The organism is Bacillus bingmayongensis, from assembly GCF_000299035.1.
Lineage (GTDB): Bacteria > Bacillota > Bacilli > Bacillales > Bacillaceae_G > Bacillus_A > Bacillus_A bingmayongensis.
Genome location: NZ_JH921517.1, coordinates 1,318,031 through 1,337,499 on the forward strand (window position 1 = coordinate 1,318,031; position 19,469 = coordinate 1,337,499).

Annotated in this window: 19 protein-coding genes and 2 pseudogenes; 17 read left to right on the forward strand and 4 right to left on the reverse strand. The window is 35.3% G+C overall.

The features are described from left to right. Window positions 1-135: 135 nt before the first annotated feature. From Y7E_RS0113805 to Y7E_RS0113825, 5 genes are all read left to right on the forward strand, one after another. Complete coding sequence (locus Y7E_RS0113805; protein WP_017151850.1) at window positions 136-939, forward strand: VOC family protein; 804 nt, start codon at window positions 136-138, stop codon at window positions 937-939. A 14-nt stretch (window positions 940-953) separates the two neighbouring features. Further along, entirely contained in the window at window positions 954-1,895 is a 942-nt protein-coding gene (locus Y7E_RS0113810) for an aminoglycoside phosphotransferase family protein (RefSeq protein ID WP_017151851.1), read from the forward strand. Window positions 1,896-1,909: 14 nt separating this feature from the next. Then, complete coding sequence (locus Y7E_RS0113815; protein ID WP_017151852.1) at window positions 1,910-2,650, forward strand: metallophosphoesterase family protein; 741 nt, start codon at window positions 1,910-1,912, stop codon at window positions 2,648-2,650. Between the two features lie 71 nt (window positions 2,651-2,721). Further along, a complete protein-coding gene (locus tag Y7E_RS29835) occupies window positions 2,722-2,982 on the forward strand; it encodes a hypothetical protein (protein WP_017151853.1) in 261 nt (86 codons plus the stop codon). A 92-nt stretch (window positions 2,983-3,074) separates the two neighbouring features. Then, on the forward strand, window positions 3,075-3,272 hold the full coding sequence (locus Y7E_RS0113825) for a hypothetical protein (protein ID WP_017151854.1): 198 nt from the start codon (window positions 3,075-3,077) through the stop codon (window positions 3,270-3,272). 137 nt (window positions 3,273-3,409) lie between these two features. Here Y7E_RS0113825 and pdxR read toward each other — a convergent pair whose 3' ends face one another. Further along, a complete protein-coding gene (gene pdxR / locus Y7E_RS0113830; RefSeq protein ID WP_017151855.1) occupies window positions 3,410-4,852 on the reverse strand; it encodes a MocR-like pyridoxine biosynthesis transcription factor PdxR in 1,443 nt (480 codons plus the stop codon). Window positions 4,853-4,979: 127 nt separating this feature from the next. Here pdxR and Y7E_RS0113835 point away from each other — a divergent pair, with 127 nt between their 5' ends. Next, the gene (locus Y7E_RS0113835) at window positions 4,980-5,891 is read left to right on the forward strand and encodes a DMT family transporter (protein ID WP_017151856.1); all 912 of its coding nucleotides are present in this window, start codon (window positions 4,980-4,982) and stop codon (window positions 5,889-5,891) included. Window positions 5,892-6,482: 591 nt separating this feature from the next. Here the strand turns inward: Y7E_RS0113835 and Y7E_RS29840 are convergent. Further along, window positions 6,483-7,402, reverse strand: a pseudogene (locus Y7E_RS29840) (SDR family oxidoreductase). Between the two features lie 251 nt (window positions 7,403-7,653). On the opposite strand from Y7E_RS29840, the gene Y7E_RS0113845 reads away from it, so the two are divergent. Next, on the forward strand, window positions 7,654-8,046 hold the full coding sequence (locus Y7E_RS0113845; RefSeq protein WP_017151857.1) for a winged helix-turn-helix transcriptional regulator: 393 nt from the start codon (window positions 7,654-7,656) through the stop codon (window positions 8,044-8,046). 263 nt (window positions 8,047-8,309) lie between these two features. Here the strand turns inward: Y7E_RS0113845 and Y7E_RS0113850 are convergent, their stop codons facing one another. Together Y7E_RS0113850 and Y7E_RS0113855 are read right to left on the reverse strand one after the other, a co-directional pair. Continuing rightward, window positions 8,310-9,287 carry an ornithine cyclodeaminase family protein gene (locus Y7E_RS0113850; protein WP_017151858.1) on the reverse strand — a complete coding sequence of 326 codons (978 nt, stop codon included), beginning with the start codon at window positions 9,285-9,287 and terminating at the stop codon, window positions 8,310-8,312. Between the two features lie 54 nt (window positions 9,288-9,341). Continuing rightward, window positions 9,342-10,643, reverse strand: a complete 1,302-nt coding sequence (locus Y7E_RS0113855) for an MFS transporter (protein WP_017151859.1) — start codon at window positions 10,641-10,643, stop codon at window positions 9,342-9,344. Window positions 10,644-10,873: 230 nt separating this feature from the next. Here Y7E_RS0113855 and Y7E_RS0113860 point away from each other — a divergent pair, with 230 nt between their 5' ends. The 10 genes and pseudogenes from Y7E_RS0113860 to Y7E_RS0113900 all read left to right on the forward strand — a co-directional run bounded on the left by Y7E_RS0113860 (window position 10,874) and on the right by Y7E_RS0113900 (window position 19,316). After that, on the forward strand, window positions 10,874-11,344 hold the full coding sequence (locus Y7E_RS0113860; RefSeq protein WP_017151860.1) for a GNAT family N-acetyltransferase: 471 nt from the start codon (window positions 10,874-10,876) through the stop codon (window positions 11,342-11,344). Window positions 11,345-11,375: 31 nt separating this feature from the next. Next, window positions 11,376-11,948, forward strand: coding sequence for a histidine phosphatase family protein (locus Y7E_RS0113865; protein ID WP_017151861.1), 573 nt, complete (start codon window positions 11,376-11,378; stop codon window positions 11,946-11,948). Window positions 11,949-12,360: 412 nt separating this feature from the next. After that, window positions 12,361-13,398 (forward strand): SDR family oxidoreductase, encoded by a 1,038-nt coding sequence (locus Y7E_RS0113870; RefSeq protein WP_017151862.1) that lies wholly within the window; start codon window positions 12,361-12,363, stop codon window positions 13,396-13,398. Between the two features lie 147 nt (window positions 13,399-13,545). Continuing rightward, a pseudogene (locus Y7E_RS34405) lies at window positions 13,546-13,714 on the forward strand (tyrosine-type recombinase/integrase); the annotation flags it as partial. A 226-nt stretch (window positions 13,715-13,940) separates the two neighbouring features. After that, window positions 13,941-14,720 carry an alpha/beta fold hydrolase gene (locus Y7E_RS0113875; RefSeq protein WP_017151863.1) on the forward strand — a complete coding sequence of 260 codons (780 nt, stop codon included), beginning with the start codon at window positions 13,941-13,943 and terminating at the stop codon, window positions 14,718-14,720. Window positions 14,721-15,337: 617 nt separating this feature from the next. Then, complete coding sequence (locus tag Y7E_RS0113880) at window positions 15,338-15,679, forward strand: PadR family transcriptional regulator (RefSeq protein ID WP_026049209.1); 342 nt, start codon at window positions 15,338-15,340, stop codon at window positions 15,677-15,679. Next, window positions 15,676-16,188, forward strand: a complete 513-nt coding sequence (locus Y7E_RS0113885; protein WP_017151865.1) for a hypothetical protein — start codon at window positions 15,676-15,678, stop codon at window positions 16,186-16,188. The genes Y7E_RS0113880 and Y7E_RS0113885 overlap by 4 nt, the downstream gene beginning before the upstream one ends. An 8-nt stretch (window positions 16,189-16,196) precedes the next feature. Beyond that, window positions 16,197-17,645 (forward strand): serine hydrolase domain-containing protein, encoded by a 1,449-nt coding sequence (locus tag Y7E_RS0113890; protein ID WP_017151866.1) that lies wholly within the window; start codon window positions 16,197-16,199, stop codon window positions 17,643-17,645. A gap of 52 nt (window positions 17,646-17,697) precedes the next feature. Further along, window positions 17,698-18,165 (forward strand): NUDIX hydrolase, encoded by a 468-nt coding sequence (locus Y7E_RS0113895; RefSeq protein WP_017151867.1) that lies wholly within the window; start codon window positions 17,698-17,700, stop codon window positions 18,163-18,165. Between the two features lie 167 nt (window positions 18,166-18,332). Next, complete coding sequence (locus Y7E_RS0113900; RefSeq protein ID WP_017151868.1) at window positions 18,333-19,316, forward strand: DUF4003 domain-containing protein; 984 nt, start codon at window positions 18,333-18,335, stop codon at window positions 19,314-19,316. Window positions 19,317-19,469 lie beyond the last annotated feature (153 nt).

The following is a 19,469-nucleotide window of genomic DNA, read 5'->3' on the forward strand; positions in this document are numbered from 1 at the left end:
TTTAATGTTAATTTTTTATTATTATAATGCATATTAATCTTATAAAGCAACTGGGTTTTAAAAGTTTTTTTAATTGAATGAAATAACAGAACAATTATATAATAATAAGATGTAATGAAGAGGAGGGGGAAAAGCATGTTAGCATTTGATCATCTCGTTCATGCTGTTAGATGTACACCACAAGAAGTTGAAAAACAAATGAGGGAACTTGGGTTTCATACTGTACAGGGCGGGGAACATACAAACTGGGGAACATGGAATAGTTTATGTTATTTTGACTTATCGTATATTGAATTTTTAGCAGTGCAACATGAGGATAAAGCAAAACAAGCGGATAATCCACTAGTCCGGGAAACGGTAGAGAAATTACAAGATGGAGAAGGAATGCTTCAAATTGCTCTTCGTACAGATTATATTGAAGAACTAGCTGTAAAACTCGTAGAAAAAGGATTACAAGTCAAAGGCCCATTTGAAGGAAAACGAATGAGAAATGACGGTCATCTTATAAAATGGAAAATGTTATTTGTGGAACAGGAAGAAAGTAGTCCGAAACTCCCTTTCTTTATACAGTGGGAAGAACCTGATGAGAGTAGAAGGTTAGATTTACAAGAGGTAGGCGTTATTGCCCCGCATAGCAACGAGGTAAAAGAAATTCAGACCATATACTATGCTGTGAAAAATGTACGTGAAACAGTAGAAAGATGGAAAGAGATACTTGAAGTACAAGTGACTTTACTTGAAAATCATAAAGAATGGAATGCGCTTTGTCAAAGTGTATTGCTTGAAAATATTAATGTGCAGTTTTGTGAACCTATTGGTGAAGGGCTGGTACAAAATCATTTAATAAACTATGGAGGACTTCCTTTTGCGGTTGAATTTCAAGGAGGGAATAAAAAGAAGAATAGACAAGAAATTTTAGGAAGCCTGTACATATATTAATTGGGGTGATCTAGATGAAAGAGCTGTTAAGGGAGTTAGAACAACAATTGGATTGGCCTCCTATAGTAAAATGTACTCTTATTCCAAAAGGTTTTTCGTTTGATCAAAAGTATAAAATTGAATTAGAAAATGATGAACGTTATTTTATTAAAGCGTGTGATATTGCAACTAGTGAACGTAAACATGAAGAATATGAATATATGCGTCATTTTGAATCATTAAGTATACCAATGCCAAAACTACTTGATTTCGTAAATCTTGGTAAATTGAATCAATGTGTACAAGTGTTTGAATGGATTAGCGGAGAAGATGGTGAAGACATACTTGGCAAATTGACTGGGAAAGAGCAATATCTAGCTGGAAAAAGGGCAGGAGAAGTATTAAAGACCATTCATACAATGAAAAAAGATGATGTAGAAGAACCTTGGGAAGTGTATAGATGGAATAAATATGAGAGATATTTACAAGCGTTAGCAGAATATAAAGTGGATTTTATTGATTTGAACGCTGTATTAGCTTTTGTGGAAAATCATAAGAGTTTACTACATAATCGTCCGACTGTCTTTTTGCATGATGATTTTCACCCAGCAAATATTATGATTCATCAAAATAAGTTTTGTTCAGTAATCGATTTTGCGAGATTTGATTTTGGGGATCCTATTCATGATTTTTATAAAATGGCTTTATTTACAACTGATATAAGTATACCGTTTGCAGTTGGACAAGTTCATGGGTATTGTGATGGGAAGCCATCACTTCATTTTTGGAAATTATATGCATTGTATGCAGCGATGATTTTTCCAGCGGATATAGTGTGGGCAAATCGAGTCACACCTAATTTGCTAGATGGAATGAAAATGAGGTTAAGAAGGATTTTAGAAGAACATAATGGTTTTACATCCTATATCCCAAGTTGGTATAAATCTTTTAATGAAGATATAATAAATATAGAATAATTGGAGGTGCTCATATGGATAAAATAGCAGTTATTTCAGATATTCATGGTAATATTCCTGCGCTAGAGGCAGTTCTTAAAGATATTAAATTAAGAGGAATAGAACGGATTTTTTGCTTAGGTGATTTAGTAGGAAAAGGACCACAGTCTAGTGACGTAATTGAGAGAGTTCGGGAAGAATGTGAGCAGGTTGTCATGGGAAATTGGGATGATTTTATAACAAAACCTACTGAATTCGAGACATTACAGTGGCATCAAAGACAGCTCTCAGAAGAACATGCGGACTATTTAAGAGGGTTACCGTTTTCAATTGAGTTTATCATGAGCGGGAAATTCATTAGAATGTTTCATGCTTCGCCTAGAAGTCTATATGAAAGAGTTCAACCGTATGCTTCAAGAGAAGAGCGTATAAGCATGTTTGAAAATAGTAATCTGTCAGAAAATATGGAAGGTGAAAGAACACCGGATGTTGTCTGTTATGGGGATGTTCATCAAGCTTATGTCCAAAATTTTAGAGGGAAAACATTATGTAACGCAGGGAGCGTAGGAAATCCGCTCGAGATTACACAAGCTTCTTATTTAATTTTTGAAGGGCTATATAATCAAAAAGAAACAGCTAGTTTCTCGATTCAACTTGTTCGCGTTCCGTATGACATTGAACTGGCGATACAGTTAGCGAAAGAAGCAGAAATGCCAGAGCTTGATGCTTATATCCAAGAGCTGACTACAGCTAAGTATCGTGGATTAAAAAAATAGACGGATGTATTTGGGATAGTGTGAAAAGCGCTTCTAAGATAATGAATAATTTACAAGAGAGGTGAGTTTCTTTGTGGGAAGAAACAAATGCAGAAATTCTTGAAGTTATATTTTCAAGGTATGTTTTCGGCAATGAGTTCACACAAGGAAATTATAGGAGAAGAGTAAAATTAACAATTCAATTCACCTTAAAAAACGGAGAAAAAGTGATTGCTACAAGGAAAGTAGGGACATATGTAAAAAATAGATGGATGTTTGAAAGAGGAAAACGGGTATCCATTTTATATAAAACTGATAATCCTAAAAAATTCAAATTAAAATATCATATTTAAAAGTGGGAATTACCATTCATTTGTATATAGTGTATGGTTATTATATACATAGAGTTCTCCAGAAACTCCCTAGATAAATAGGAGGGAATAGTATGAATAAAAGTTTTAGAACATTAATGGAAATTACGCCTCCCCTAAGTATGTTTTTTATCTTAATTGGCTTAACGATGGGAATATTAGGTGCGTTAGATCATGATCTAAAAACAATAACTGCATCACTATTTATCATAACGCAATCTGTACTTGCTATCATATATACGAAGTCTTTTAAAAAAATATGGGGGCAATAAGCTCAAAATGAAAAAGTGCAAGGAAATTCCTTGCACTTTTTCATTTTAATATTTTGTTCGTAATCCATTACGCTGAGAAGAGGGGAGATTTGTCGATCCATTACCCGTTCGAGAATAAGAAAGATTGTAAAAGGGATTTATTTTTCACAAACTTTAATAGCAGCGTGTAAACGAGAGATTCCCTCATCTATTTGATTGATATCTACTTTTCCGTATGATAAACGAATATAGCCATCCTTTGCTCCAAAAATACTACCGGGCATAAAGGCTACTTGCTGTTTTAAACTTTGCATAATAAGCTGTTTTTCGTTTATAGGCTCCTTTAATTTTCCCCAAATGTAAATCCCGCCACTCGGGTTTGAAAAAGAAATTTTATCCTGAAGATAGCAGTTTAAGGAATCGACAAGAATATCTCTTTTTTGTACTAGCTGTTTTCGTAATTGTGTCATATGCGTATCGAAAGAAACAGTCTCAAAAAATTGTTGCATGAGCCACTGAGGGAATATGCTCATTCCTAATTCCATTTGATGCCTTGCATCTGACAATCTTTCCACTACAGACTGCGGAGCAACAAGCCAACCAATGCGAAGGCCAGGTGCAATCATTTTGGATAACGAATGAACATAAATGACAGTTCCGTTTTCATCAATGGATTTTAAAGTTGGACAAGGTTGTTTATTTTCTAATGTTAGTAGACTCGATGGGTCATCTTCAACAATTGGGATCCGCAAGTCTGCACATAGTGATAACAGTTTCTTTCTACGATTTGGATGAAGCATTGTACCGGTTGGGTTTTGGAAATTCGGATTTAAAAAAATCATTTTAATCCGGTGCTTTCGATATAGTTCATGTACATCTTCCGGGTTAATTCCATGCTCATCAACAGGCAATGGGAAAATTCGAATACCTGCAGATTGGAAGAGAGGTAAAGAGTAACAATGTGATGGACTTTCAAAAGCAACTGCATCACCTGGGTTTAATAAACATTGAACAATGAGGTGAAGCGCTTGCTGAGCACCGGAAGTAATCATAATAGATTGCTCAGTTGCATCAATGTGTAAATGTTCCTTCATATACTTTGCTACAGCTTGTCGGAGTGGTAGATAGCCTTGCGGATGATCATAGCTAAGTGATTGTGTTAAAGGCTGTTTATGTAAAATCTCTTGCAACTGCTCATGGGGAAACAAGTTACAACCAAGTTCTCCATTTGCGAAATCAATGATATTTTCATTTTGCTGTACTTGTTCTCGAATATGGCGAAGTAGTGGTAAATTCGGCAAAAAAGTACCACCTTCTATGAAACCTCTCCAATTTGGTGTGAATGTTGGAGAAACGCCCCACATATGTGTACTTACACGTGTGCCTTTTCCAGTTGTACTTTCCACAATTCCCATAGCACGTAGTTCATTATAAGCAGTTGTAACAGTACTTCGGTTTATATTGAGTTGTAGAGCTAATTTTCGCTCTGAAGGGAGAAAACTACCAGGTGGAAGTTCTCCGTACATAATACGTCTTTCAATAAAATCAACAACTTGTTGGTAAATTGGAATCTTGCTATCAGTATCTAACTTCCATTCCATTTATAACGTCTCCTTAATCCTTATCTAGTTTTATTATAGCAAATTGGCTGGGTGAAAAAACAGCCAATTGGACGGTGTGATATCCAGCCAATTTTACTATGCTAAGGTAGTGGAAGGAGAGATTCGGATGAAACGATGGCAAATGGAATGGCTCCTAATATCAGTTGCTTTAGTATGGGGAGCAAATTATACAATTGGAAAATATGGAGTGGCGTATATGTCATCCATTCAATTTAATAGCTTACGATTTTTAGTTGCATCACCGGTATTATTATTAATTACATTTTTTATAGAACGATCGTTACGTATTGAGAGAAAAGATTGGCTAAGGTTACTAGCCGTTGGTATAGTTGGCACGACGCTTTATCAAACGTTATTTATGTTATCTGTAAAATATACTTCAGCAACAAATGCTTCACTATTAATTGCGATGTCACCTATTTTTACAGGGATTTTAGCAGTGCTACACAAACAAGAACGCTTTTCGATGAAGATTCAAATTGGTTCTTTATTATCGTTTAGCGGGGCAGCACTTGTGTTATTAACAGGGCATACGAATCAATCTACATATGAGTATGCTTGGCTTGGAAATCTAATTGGATTAGTTGCTGCGATTGCTTGGGGCTGGTATCCAATACTTGCTCAGCCGCTTATTACAAAATATTCAGCGATGCGAGTGACATCTTGGTCTACATTAATTGGGATTGTACCACTCGTGATATATTGTTTATTCAACGTACATACATTAACATGGCCGACAGATTCGCTAAGCTGGGGATCATTAGGGTACTCTATTATATTTGCTACAGTCTTTGGATTAGCGATGTGGTATGTTGGTATTAGTAAAATCGGTTCTACAAAAGTAATGGTGTATATGTATCTTGTCCCATTGTTTGCGGTTATTTTTGCGGCAGTAACTATTGGAGAAAGAATAAATATGACGCAATTGCTTGGTGGACTTGTTATATTTATTGGCTTGTACGTTGTGAAAAAAGGAACTGTAAAAAAGCCAGCTTTCAATTTGAAAAAAGTGAGTTAATGTTAAAATGACCTCTTTCTGTAGAAAGGGGTCATTTTTGTTTTGGTAGTGATAGAGCTTGTTTCACGGCCCATTGTTGATGTTCGTGTATCAGTAGATGTTGTGTTTCGGAAGGGGAAAGCCATTGCAAAATGTGATCTTTTTCGGAAGTGTTATGTTGTGTTCGCATTTTTTTACAAATATAAAAATATCCATCGTTTAAATAGTATGTATCTTCATTTTCAGCATAAAAATATTGTTCAGAATTTGCGGAACAACATATAATTGGGCAACGAATGTTTGGTTTAAGAGATAATATTGAAACATGGAGTAATATGATGTCTGTCTATATTCCTAAATGTTAATATTTTTAAAGTTTAAAGTAGAAAAGGGAACATAGAGAAGTTCTCTTTCTTATTTAGCTAACGGGTGCTTTTCTTGAATAACAAGCGTTAAAAGTGATCAATCTTTTTTATAAAAATCACATACTTAATTAAAGCAGTAACTCCATTTTGAACAATCTTTTTTCAAAATGGGGGTTATGGTGAAGTTTTTAATCAGTCTTTATTCTAAAGCTATACCTTCGTAATAGAGGTCGTTTTTTGATTAAACTTAATTTCCTGTTTGGGAGATTTGACTAACAATTTGGCTCAAAGCCTCGTTTATTGGTGTGGTAGGGCGACCAAGTAATTTTTCTAAATCGTTGCTCTCTATCTCTAATTCACCATCTCGAATACCTTTTTGCATGTTTACGAGCATAGAAAGATAGGATTCTGGTACCCCTGCACCTTTCATAATATCAGCATAAGTAGCGTCATCAACCTTCTGCATAGGTACTTCTTTACCCAATACAACGCCAAGAGCAGATACCAGTTCTTCCTGAGTCAATAACTTGCCAGAAAGCTCGTAGACCGTATTCTCGTGTCCATTTCCAGTTAGTACAGTTGCCGCAGCCTCTGCATAATCTTGTTGTAGTGCCCAGCCAACCTTACCATTTCCTACTGATGTCACCCAAGGAGCTTCTGCTAGGGCACCTTGAATGCTCGGAATTTCATTCTCCAAGTACCAGTTGTTGCGTAAGAAGGAGTAAGGAATGCCAGTTTTCAAAATAGCTTCTTCTCTAGCTCGATGAGTTGGGGCAAGGAATAAGTTACTTTCACATGCATTTGTTACACTATTGGGGCAAGGAATAAGTTACTTTCACATGCATTTGTTACACTAGTATAAGCAATAAATTTAACTTGAGCACGCTGAGCAGCAGCTACAGCATTAGTATGCTGTCTAATTATTGTTTCATCATCCCCAACCGTAGAAATAATTAAAAGTCGATCAATTCCTGCAAAAGCAGTATCCAATGTTTCTGGACGATCAAAATCTCCTTGGCGAACTTCCACTCCACGAGCTCGGAATCCTTCCGCTTTCTCTGGATTGCGGACACTTACAGCCAGTTGACTTGCTGATACAGTTTTCAGTAGTGTTTCTACAACTTTCGTTCCCAATTTTCCTGTTGCACCTGTTACTAGCATTTTCATTGTCTTTTCCTCCAATCTATTATGTCGTAATGATTGTTGTTATAACAGTATGTCACAGCAGTGTAACCTCTTCTATTACCTCTAAACGTAATCATTACTTATTGTGCACTCATCTGTTTATATAAAGATTTTACTTGTTGAGTTATCAAGTATAGGTATATAGTATATCCATAGTTCAAATAATAAAAGTAGGCATTTTTTTATGACGTAGTCACAAAAATAGTACCATTATGACAGAGAGGGAAAATACAATGGCTCGATTTAAATTTCAAGGAGAAACACCTCCTAATAATCAAGAAGAAATATGTTCTTTGACGCTTACTCAAAATGTAATTGCTGGAAGATGGAAAATTATTATTTTGTGGTATCTGAGTCAGCAAACAAGAAGATTTAATGAACTTCAAAGATTATTACCGGGCATTTCAAAAGGAATTTTGACAAGGCAACTGAGAGAATTGGAAGAGGATGGAATGGTTCACAGGGAAGTGTATAAAGAAGTACCTCCTAAAGTAGAATACTCGCTAACACCACAAGGGAAAAGCTTTATCCCAGTACTGGACATTATGGGGGAGTGGGGTAAAAAATATATGGAGATTAAACAAAAGGAACAAAATTTCTCCACTTCTTCCGATTATTATAATTAAAAATAGAAAAAAATGGCATAAAAACGCAAATCTATGCCACTTTTTAAATGTAGTGTAGGGCTTTAATAAATTTAATGGAAGAAAGACGGAGGGAATGTCGTGGTGGCTTGTTTGATTTTCTAATGGAATAACGAAAATGTGACTTTTGGTGATCAAAATAAAAGAGCGCCCGTGATTGCGCTCATATACATTATTTTATTCATTATAAACCTTGAAATGTCGTGCGTGACGGGTATTTATAGATTTTACGTAATGTTGACGAGTCACTTTATATGTAACTTTTCCGTATATTTTTGATAAATCGAACCAGCCACTACTGTATCTAAAAAGGCAACCCCTACAGATTTAAATAAAGTAATTTCATCAGAGTGTGTCCGTCCTTTTTTATGTCCTAAAATTATATCACCAAGCTCACTATATACATTTGCAAAATCCCATTCGTTTTTTTCACTCGCGATTAGGAAATCTCCAGCTTCGTGCTGAACACCTTCTAGTGTGTCTACAATAATTTTATCGCTGCGCTCTAATGTGGTGAAATCGAGTTCTTGCATATGAGGTTGATAAGAGCCAATTCCATTAATGTGAGTCCCTCGTTTTAAGTGTTTTCCGTCAAACACAGGAGTAGTGGAAGTTGTACTGCAAATTACAATATCAGCGATTGCAACAGCATCATCTGCTGATTCTATAATCTCAATTGTTCCGCTCCAATTTGGATATAAGGAGAGTAAATGATTCTTAAATTCAAATGCTTTTTGTATGGTACGATTCACAAGAAGAATACGGGTTAGAGAGCGAACTTCCATAACTGCTTGTATTTGCCCGAGTGCTTGAGCGCCGCATCCAATAACAACGCAGACTCTAGAATCTTGCCGAGCGAAATGCTCTGTTGCAATACCGCTCATTGCTCCTGTACGTAGTGTTGTTAAATAGGAGGCCTCAATTGTCGCAACATGCTCACCGGTATTCGTTTCTGTTAAAACGATCAAGCTTTGCAGTGCTTTTTTTCCTTTTTGAGTATTTTGAGGGAAGATACTAACGATTTTCGTAGATGCAAATTCGATTGGAGCTACATAAGAGGGCATATAAAGAGAGTTTGCCTCATCTTGAGAGTGTTGTACATTCAGCCGTACAGGTGTTGTAATTTCGTTGTTCATATAATATTGAAATGCTTTTTCTACATCTTGCAAGCAATCTTTCATTTTATAAATGTCTTTTACCATTTTTTCTGTAATATGAATCATTTAGATTATCCTCCTTTTTAATAGAAAAGGGGGAGTTGAAAATCCCCCGATTGACTAGGCTTGTATATCTTGATTTTGTATATTCTCTGCAATATGCTTCGTTGAAACTGCAGCGATAGCAATTAAAGAGATGCAGCAAGTAAGTACAATATATAAGGCGACTGGAATCCATGAATTGTTATACACATTCATTAAATAAGCAGCAATCATTGGAGCTGTCCCGCCAGCTAGTGCAGCACCTAGTTGATAACCTAACGTAACGCCAGTGTATCGAACTTGAGTGGAGAAGATTTCAGAGAATAATGTACCCAAAACAGCCGTTACAGGTGCCCATAAAATTCCTAAACCAATGACAGTTGCGATAATGATAGAAAAGGTTGTTCCTTGGTTTAGTAGTAAGAAATAGGGAAATGCATATAAAAGAATCGCAACGGTACCCCATATGTACATTTTCTTTCTTCCAATTGAATCTGAAAGTTTTCCCATAATAGGAATCATAATGGTAGTAATGAGCATAGCGATTGTAACGGCATTTAGGACAGTTGTATTCGGTAATTTCAGCTGTGATGTTCCATAGGAAACAATGAATGTTGAGAAAATATAGAAGGGACCTGTTTCAGCTACCTTTGCGCCTGTAGCAATAAGTACGGATTTCCAATGATGACGCAAAGTATCAGCAATAGGTAGTTTTGAAATGTTTCCGCTTTCTTTTGCCTTTTTGAAATCGGGTGTTTCATCTAAACCATTTCGAATCCATAACCCTATGAATACCAATACTGCACTTAAAATAAACGGAATTCGCCATCCCCATGTCACAAAACTATCACCAGAAATCATTGTCATGAAAGATATAGCGGCAGTTCCGAGTAACATTCCAATTGTAACACCCATTTGAGGAATACTACCAAAAAATCCTTTTCTTTCCTTCGGTGCATATTCTACTGCAAGGAGTAAAGCACCTCCCCATTCTCCCCCAATTCCTAATCCCTGAATAATTCTTAGTAATATTAAAAGAATAGGAGCTAGTATACCGATAGTTTCATATGAAGGGAGTAAGCCAATACATACTGTTGCTCCTCCCATAAGAGAAAGTGTTAACACAAGTGTCTTTTTTCTTCCTATTTTGTCACCAATATGACTGAAAATAATACCTCCAAGTGGACGGATAAAAAATGGAATACCAAAAGAAAGATAAGAAAGCATAAGTGCGACAAGGGGATCCTCGTTTACAAAAAATAATTTGTTAAATACAAGTGCGGCAGCAGTTCCATATAAGAAGAAATCAAACCATTCAATAGAACTACCAATCAAACTAGCTATTAATGCTTTTTTCTGGACAGAGCTTTGTTGATTCATTATTTCACCCCTTTTGTAATTTAAATATTCTAATTATTAAAAATATTTTATATAAAATTAATTCATATGTCAAAAGTTTAAGGTTGAAGGAGGTAGCATTGTAAGTAGCAAATATTATAAAGTGATGCTTTTCATTAGAATAGAATGGTTTTGAGTAATAGTAAGTATTCGTGTTCATCTAATAATTAGAAGTATAAATTAGGAAATAATAGGATGAGAGGAAGAGAGAAATGAAAGTAAGACAAGTTCAAGGGGAAGATTATGTAACGATTCATTCCGTACTTAACGAGTGGTGGGGTGGGAGAAATATGGCTGATATGTTACCGAAACTTTTCTTTGTTCATTTCCGAGAGACGAGTTTTATTATTGAACAGGACGGAGAGACTCTAGGGTTTTTATGTGGTTTTTTCTCACAAACATATATTGATGAAGCATACGTTCATTTTATTGGAGTGAATCCAAAGTATCGAAGAAAAGGCATAGCTTCTACGCTATATTCTTATTTTTTCGATGCAGCTCGTGCAAATAATCGTCACATCATAAAAGCGGTAACTTCTCCAGTAAATAAAAAATCAATTCAATTTCATCAAGATATTGGATTTGAAATTGAAACAGGTGATGGAGAAGTAGATGGAGTATCTGTACATACAAATTATGATGGGGAGAGAGGGAGTAGGGTTTTGTTTGTGAAGAGGGTGTAGATGATTATAAACTATGTAAAGGAGGGGGACTATGAAAACTTTCATTTACATGGTGAGACATGGCGAATCACCAATAACAGAAGGAAATGAAAGAACAAGAGGGTTAACTGAGAAAGGGAAATTAGATACTCATCGAATAACTGATATATTACAAGGAGAGGGTATTGAAGTTTTCGTTTCAAGTCCATACAGTCGATCAATCCTAACGATTCAGGAGTTAGCTAAACGTTTAGGACAAGAAGTTTTAGTATTTGAAGATCTAAAAGAGAGAATTTTTTCTGCTGGAGACAAGCGAATATCTGATAAGGAATTATTGCCTTTGTTAAAGAAGTCGTTTTCTGATCCAAACTTTGCTTTAACGGGAGGGGAGTCTAATGCAGTTTGTCAGAACCGAGCTATAAAAATTTTAAAAGAATTATTAAAGACATATCGAGGACAGAAGGTAGTATTAGGCACTCATGGAGCTATTATGACTTTGATGATGGGGTATTATGACAGTCAGTACGATTTGAATTTTTTACTACATACATCAAAACCAGATATATACAGAATGGAATTTCATGGTCAGGAATTGGTGGAGGTTAAAAGGTTGTGGAAATGTTAACAGAGGTGTTTAAATTCCCCGCTATCTAAAATCTAGATTTGGAGCGTTATCTATTAACTCCAAACTACATTACATACTGTATTTTGATCCAATAATGGCTATTTTATATTATATTCATGCAAGTTCCTTGCTTTCTACTAACGAAACTAATAATAGTCATAGGAAAGAGATAAGTTTGTTTGCCAATTCCCTAAGTTTATTAAAATACGAAAAAACCTACTTTTTGATTGAAAGCAGGGCTTTGCTTATTAAAGCACTACACTACATTGAACAAAAGCAACATCATTTGTTTACAGTGCATGAATAAACAAGCATCAATTTTTTCATCATCCCCGTAACTTTTAAGATAGGAAAATCGTTATATAAAATGAATACTAAATTTATAGGTTATGAAAATGAATGGGGGAAAATTATGAAGGTCCTTATATTAGGAGGTACTCGTTTTTTAGGAAGGGCTTTAGTAGAAGAAGCATTGAAAAGAGGGCATGAAGTTACCTTATTTAATCGTGGCACGAATCAAGATGTATTTCTTGAAGTAGAACAGCTAATCGGCAATAGAGACAGTGATGTATCAGTCTTAGCAAATCGAAAATGGGATGTTGTAATGGATACATGTGGATTTGCTCCCCATCAAATGAAAAAGATTGCTGCTGTACTTGGAGACAACATCGAACAGTATACATTCATATCAAGTATTTCTACTTATAAAGATTGGATTCCCCTTCATATTAAGGAAGACTATCATTTACATCCTATGCCGCCTAGTGATAAGTTGAAAGCGGTTGAGGAAGGGGAAATCTCTCCTTATGAATATTATGGTGCGTTGAAAGTGCTATGTGAAGCAGAAGCAGAGGAACATTGGCCAAATCGTGTTTTGCATATTAGAGCAGGGCTTCTTGTTGGACCATTTGACTATACGGAACGGCTCCCGTACTGGGTTCAACGTGTAGCACAAGGTGGAAAAGTACTGGTGCCGGGACGTTCAGATCGTCCTATTCAATTGATTGACGTAAAAGATGTAGCAACTTGGGCGTTTGATATGTCAGAAAATAGAAAAGTAGGCACGTTTAATGTAACAGGACCGAATGGTGAATTGACGATAGAAGAACTATTAAATACTTGTAAAGCAGTAACAAATAGCGATGCCGAATTTGTATGGGCAGAAGAACAATTTCTATTTGAGCATAACGTACAGCCGTGGACGGAGATGCCTTTATGGATTCCTGAACACTTCCCGTTAGAAGGAGAGACAGAACCGTGGAAAGGTAGTTTTTTCATCAATATAGAAAAGGCTGTTAGTGCTGGTCTTTCATTCAGGCCCATTGAAGATACCATTTATGATGTATATCAATGGGAGAAATCGAGGGAGGATACAGAACGAAAAGCAGGTATATCAAGAGAAAGAGAGGCGGAATTGCTAGAGGATTGGTTTCAAAAGGAGAGATTGTGAAGAGGATATAATCGTATCCAACAGAAGGAAATTTAAACATAGTATCCTAAATTAGAGTACTCTAATTTAGGATTTTTTTATTTCGTGTTTTAACTATTAAATATATAGAGGTAATATTTATAGTAGTTAAAGTATTTAAGGTGGTGGAGAAATTTTAAGAAGTTTCTTCATCATATAAACAAAGGCAAATCTTATAAAAAATATTTTAAAGTTCAGGGTTAAAAAGAAACTTGTAAAAGAGTTAGATTATAAGCAAGTTAAAGCGATATTAGATGCATGCCATACAAAACGAGATAAGTTACTTATTATGCTAATACTTGGATTAAAAAAGCTTAAAACGGGAATGGCAAGGTATTTAATTCCTAATCTAAGTGAGGAGTATTTAGAGTAAGAAATAACTTTTCTTATTGAGCTAACGGAAAGGATAGTTCAATAAGCCTTTCCTTTTACGTTTCTCTAACCTAATGTGATAGGTACTCACCTATGTTTACAAAAATGAATATCTTATTGTTGAAAACCGTTTTAAATAGGGAGGAATCTTCATGGGATACTTTGTTACTATAGAGCCAGGTGTGAATTTATATATAGAAGATATTAACCCGGGGGGAAATAAGACCATCGTTTTTTTACATGGTTGGCCGTTAAGCCATAAACAGTTTGAATATCAGTTTAATGTTCTTCCTGCTATGGGTTACCGCTGTATTGGTTTAGACTGGAGGGGCTTTGGTAATTCGGATAAACCAATGAGTGGCTATACTTTTAACAGACTTGCAGATGATATCCGCAAAGTAGTTGATACACTTCAATTAAACAATTTTACTCTCGCGGGTCACTCTACCGGTGGGGCTATCGCAATTCGATATATGTCTCGTCACAATGGTTTTGGGGTATCAAAGCTTGTCCTTATTGATGCGGCCGCTCCAACTGGATTTACACCAGAAACGGCTAATGAATTTCTTAAGGAGACCCTAAATGACCGCCCAAAGATGATGCAGAGAGTAACAGATACCTTTTTCTTTCAGTATATAACTAAACCATTCTCGGACTGGTTTTTGCAAATGGGATTACAAGCAGCAAGTTGGTCGACAGCTGCTATTATAGTTACATTAAGAGATGAGAATCTGCATGCGGATCTTCCAAAAATTAATGTACCTACTTTAATCATTCACGGCATTCATGATAAAGTCATCCCATTTGCACAGGCCCTCGAGCTAAACCAAAAAATAAGAAATTCACAGCTAGTCCCGTTTCAATATAGTGGGCATGGCCCTTTCTGGGAAGAACGTCACAAGTTTAACCAGCTATTAACAAAATTTATTTAGTTGAAAATTAAAATTATTCAAATAAGCGGATTGAAGGATTGCTTAATAGTCTTATCCTTTTATAGGTAGTAAAATTTTTGCTCTACTTAATAAGCTCGATTGATTATTCAAACGATAAGGGGGCGATGCATTAATAAGGTATCGTCTTTTTTGGTTGATTAACGAAGCAGATTGTGAAGTATTGTTCTTAAAGTAACAGGTGTGTTAGTTCAACAAAACAAAGTAAAGAACACCAATCTAATTCATAAAAAATTATTCCGATAAACATATTCAGTGATTATTTATTTAAAAAAGGATATATTATTATTTGGACGGGCTGCGTTGAAGACATGTAGTTATAGTGGGAGGTTAGATTTTATAATATTTTTTCACTTTACTATTGATAAGATCCTTTATGCTTAGAAATAGCTTTTGCTAATTTAGGAGTTCCAAAAGTCTGATATGATCGTGTAATAAAATATAAATTTCAAACAATTATTTTTGCCCCGTCTTAAAAGTAGACGGGGTTATATGTATTTGAGGGTTAGAAAACTAACAAATGTACTTATAATTCATAAGAGTAAATATTTTCTAAATATATACTTGAATGAAGTATATATTTTTGTTAAATTTATCCTATGGATAGAACAAGTTTAATTAAAGGTCATTTAGAGATGTGTGTGTTATCTATTTTGTCAAAGGAAAAAAGTTATGGATATGAAATTATGAAGGAGTTAGAAAAACACAATTTAAAACTGAAAGGAGTAGGAAGTATTTATCCCATTTTGACTAAGCTTAAAGATCAGGAATGGGTTCATACTTACCGTGAAATAACAGAAAGCGGTAAGGTTAGAGTTTATTATGAAATTAATGGAAAAGGGGAAGTGTATCTTCAGAAAAAAATCAACGAGTGGTTGGAGTTACAAAAGGATATAAAATCCCTACTGCAAAGTGGTTCGAAAGGAGAACGTTTAGAATGAAAATGAAATTGAGCAAGGAGGAAACACAATTTTTAAACGAAATTCTCGAAGAGTTAAAACAATACAAAATAAGTTCAAAGAACAGAAAAATCATTAAGCAGCAGCTTTTAGAACATATTCAAGAATGTCGTGAACACGGCCAAGATAGTCTAAATGATTTAGGAGATACAACAATATTTATTAAAGATTTTTTAGAAATGAATGAAATAGATCTTCATTCTGAAATAAAACAGATACGAAAATCAAAAAATAGAATAGGAATTTTATTTGTGATTGGATTCCTTACTTCAATTGTTACCTACCTCACTTCACAACTCATATTATCTATGATTTTAACAGAATCATTTAACCCACTACATACTAATAATTCGTTTGACTATAATATTTTGTATCAGATAGCAGATAATTCTTGGTGGAACTCTCTGTTAATGATTACTAGCATTTCTATTGCCGTACTAATTTCCACGCTGGTAGTGTTTTATATAAGAAAAGTAAATATAAGTAGGTGAAAGTTAATATGAAAATACTAAAATTCATGGTCATTTTTATATGCTTATTATGGAGTGCAGTTATATTATTTCTACCAGCCTCGAAAGTCTCCGCAGAAAAAGATATTAAGAATACTCTAGACAACTATGTAGAAACCTTTTTAGAAGAACATCAAATTCCAGGAGCCTCTATTGCTATTGTTCATGAAAATGATTTATTTTATGCTAAAGCATGGGGTGTAACGGGAGAAGATGAGGAAAAAGTGACCACTGAAACTCCCTTTACAATAGGATCGATAAGTAAATCATTAACAGGTCTAGCCATAATGAAATTAATTGAAGAAGGTACTGTTCACCTAGAAGATCCAGTCAAAAAATATATTCCGTGGTTTACACTTAAAGATAAAGAAGCAACATCCAAAATAACAATTAAACATTTACTTACCCATTCAAGTGGAATCAGTACTTATTCGGGTTTATCAATATCAGATAAAGAATCTAAAGGTTTCAATGCTATAAAGGATAATGTAAAAAGTCTATCAAACGTTAAGCTTACTGCTTCACCTGGAGAAAAGCATCAATATAGTAATGCGAATTTCTTAATTCTTGGTGCTCTCATTGAAGAAATTACCAATCAAACGTATTCTGAATACATGGAGCAACAAGTATTTGTACCGTTAGGCATGAAAAATGCAGCAGCTGATAATGATACTGCGTATAAAAAAGGATATGTAGCTGGCTATCAGTCATGGTTTGGAATCCCTCGGAAAAGTTCGGTAACTTATGATAATGGAGGAGCACCATATGGGTACATAACGGCAAGTGCAGAAGATATGATTCAATACATAAAATTCCTTGGCCGACAAGAGAATGACAATTTTTTAACTGAAAACACGATGAATCTTTATGTATCATCGCATGTTCAAACGGGTGAAACCCGCTACTACGGCTTAGGGGTAAGAATTACAAATCCAGATTCTGAGGAGAAAATGATCTGGCATTCAGGTTCAACCCCTGATTCACATGCAGAAATGTTTTTTATACCGAAAACGGGTTGGGGTGGCGTGATTCTCACCAATAAAAATCATATTCTGGAAGAAGAGGCGCTTTCCTATTTGAAGCAAGGTATTATAAATATAATAAATGGAGATGAACCAGTTGATATACCTTCAAATACTCCAATTATTCAACTGGTTACACTAGGGATAATTTGCTTACTTTGTATAACGCTCATTTATCTGTTGGTAAAGATGAGATCAAAAAAAATTCGTAAAAGAAGTATATGGTACATTTCCGGTACCATTTTCTTAGTGCTATCTATTGCTACAATTCCGGCACTAATTTATAGTACGGATTCTCCATGGCATGCGATTTATGTGTTTTCTCCAGATTTAGCTTATTTATCAATTGGAGTAGTTATCCTGTTTGCACTTAATGGATTGTTTTCTATCATCATTGCTTATAAACAAAATTTATAAGTAAAATATTTTAGTAGTTAAATATCAAATCATATAAAGGTGGTACATAATAATGGATCTTACATTCAAATTAGAGAAAACTTGTTTCAACTATCGGGTCGGTGCAATATGCAAACATAATAATAAAATGTTAATGATTCAAAATGAAGGGGAAGATTTCTGGTACATACCAGGCGGACGGGTACAGATGCTAGAAAGTAGTGAATCGGCAGTGAAAAGAGAACTTAGAGAAGAACTTGGGGTAGATGTGGATGTGGTGAGACTGCTATGGACAGCTGAAAATTTCTTTACATATGATTCGCATCAGTTCCATGAAATTAGTTTTTATTATGAAGTGAATTTGCTTGAGCAGCCTGCAAAGGGAGAGAATTCTTTCATTCTTGAAGAGGATGGCAGAAGGTATGTATTTCAATGGGTGCCAGTAGAGCGAATAAGTGAATATAACTTGAAACCGGATTTTCTAAAAGATAAAGTGAAGGATTTGCCTATTCATATTGAACATATTGTTAGGAATGAATAAGAAAAGATAGGAAGATGGGAATTAAGACGTTACGTGTAATTTATAAGGTTATTATGGTAAAAGAACCAATAGAAGTATAAGTTTGTAAATTTTGTATAAAAGCATTATTCCTGAATATAGAGTTATAGTATGATAGAAGAGAAGCACAAGAAAAATGGGGGAATACTATGATTACATTGCAGCAGAAGCTGGAGCAATACACACGTATATATGCACAGTTAAAAGGGGAACTAAAGTGGAAAACTAGTGATTCTCGGATAGGGATGATGATTGCCGCTATGTATGCAGGAAGCGATAAACCGTTTGATCTTGAACGTTTTTTAGAAATTAGTAGTTATGTCAAGGATCAGGTAGGAATATTTTCATACTTAAAGTCTTATCATCGCTTTGTGGTTGCGGCAACATTAGATATTCACTTTACGCATTACAAAAAAGCCTTTCAGCAGTTTCTAGACTTATATGAACGTTTGGTCGCTGGCGGCTTTAGCCGGAGTATATTTACTTATCTGGCAGCAGCTGTACTTTTAACAGAAGACAATGGACAGCATGACACACGCATTCAGCGGTCGATGCAAGTATATAAACGCATGAAAGAGGATCACTTCTTTCTTACAGGCACAAATGATTACCCGCTCGCTGTTTTGCTAGCAGGACAATCAGAGAAAGTAGAGACACTTATGGGCCGGGTGGAACGTCTCTATCAGAAGCTGGCGGCAGCTGGTATGCGGAAAGGGAATGATCTTCAATTTTTAAGTCATATTCTTTCTCTAAAGAAGGATGTCAGTGAAGATATTTTAGTAGCACGTTATACAAACATATGGAACCTGCTAAAGCAAGAAAAGGTAAAAGTGAAGCAGATGCATTATCCGGCTGTCGGGTTATTAACGTTGCTTGAGGATGGAGAGAAAGAGGTTCATTCTATTCGAGCATTCATTGAAAAATTGCAGGGTGATAAGCTATTCCGCTGGCATACGGCCGCAAATATTCTTATTGCGATCCAACTGTTCGTAAGTCAGAAAGGTACGGAAAGTCATGCTGCCAACACAGGATTACAAACAATGATAGAGGTCCTCATACAAGCGCAGCAGGCAGCTATGATAGCAGCAATTACTGCTTCCTCTGCAGCAGCTTCTGCCAGCAGTAGTTCATAACGTGCAAATTGCTGTATGAATGCAAGTGAATCGTCGCTATTTTTAAGATTTTCTAAAAAGGGTTACATAAATCATACTTAACTAAGAAGTCGATTGTCTGCTGATAATCGACTTCTTAGTCTATGTTAAATTAATAAGGTAAGCGTCAAATCA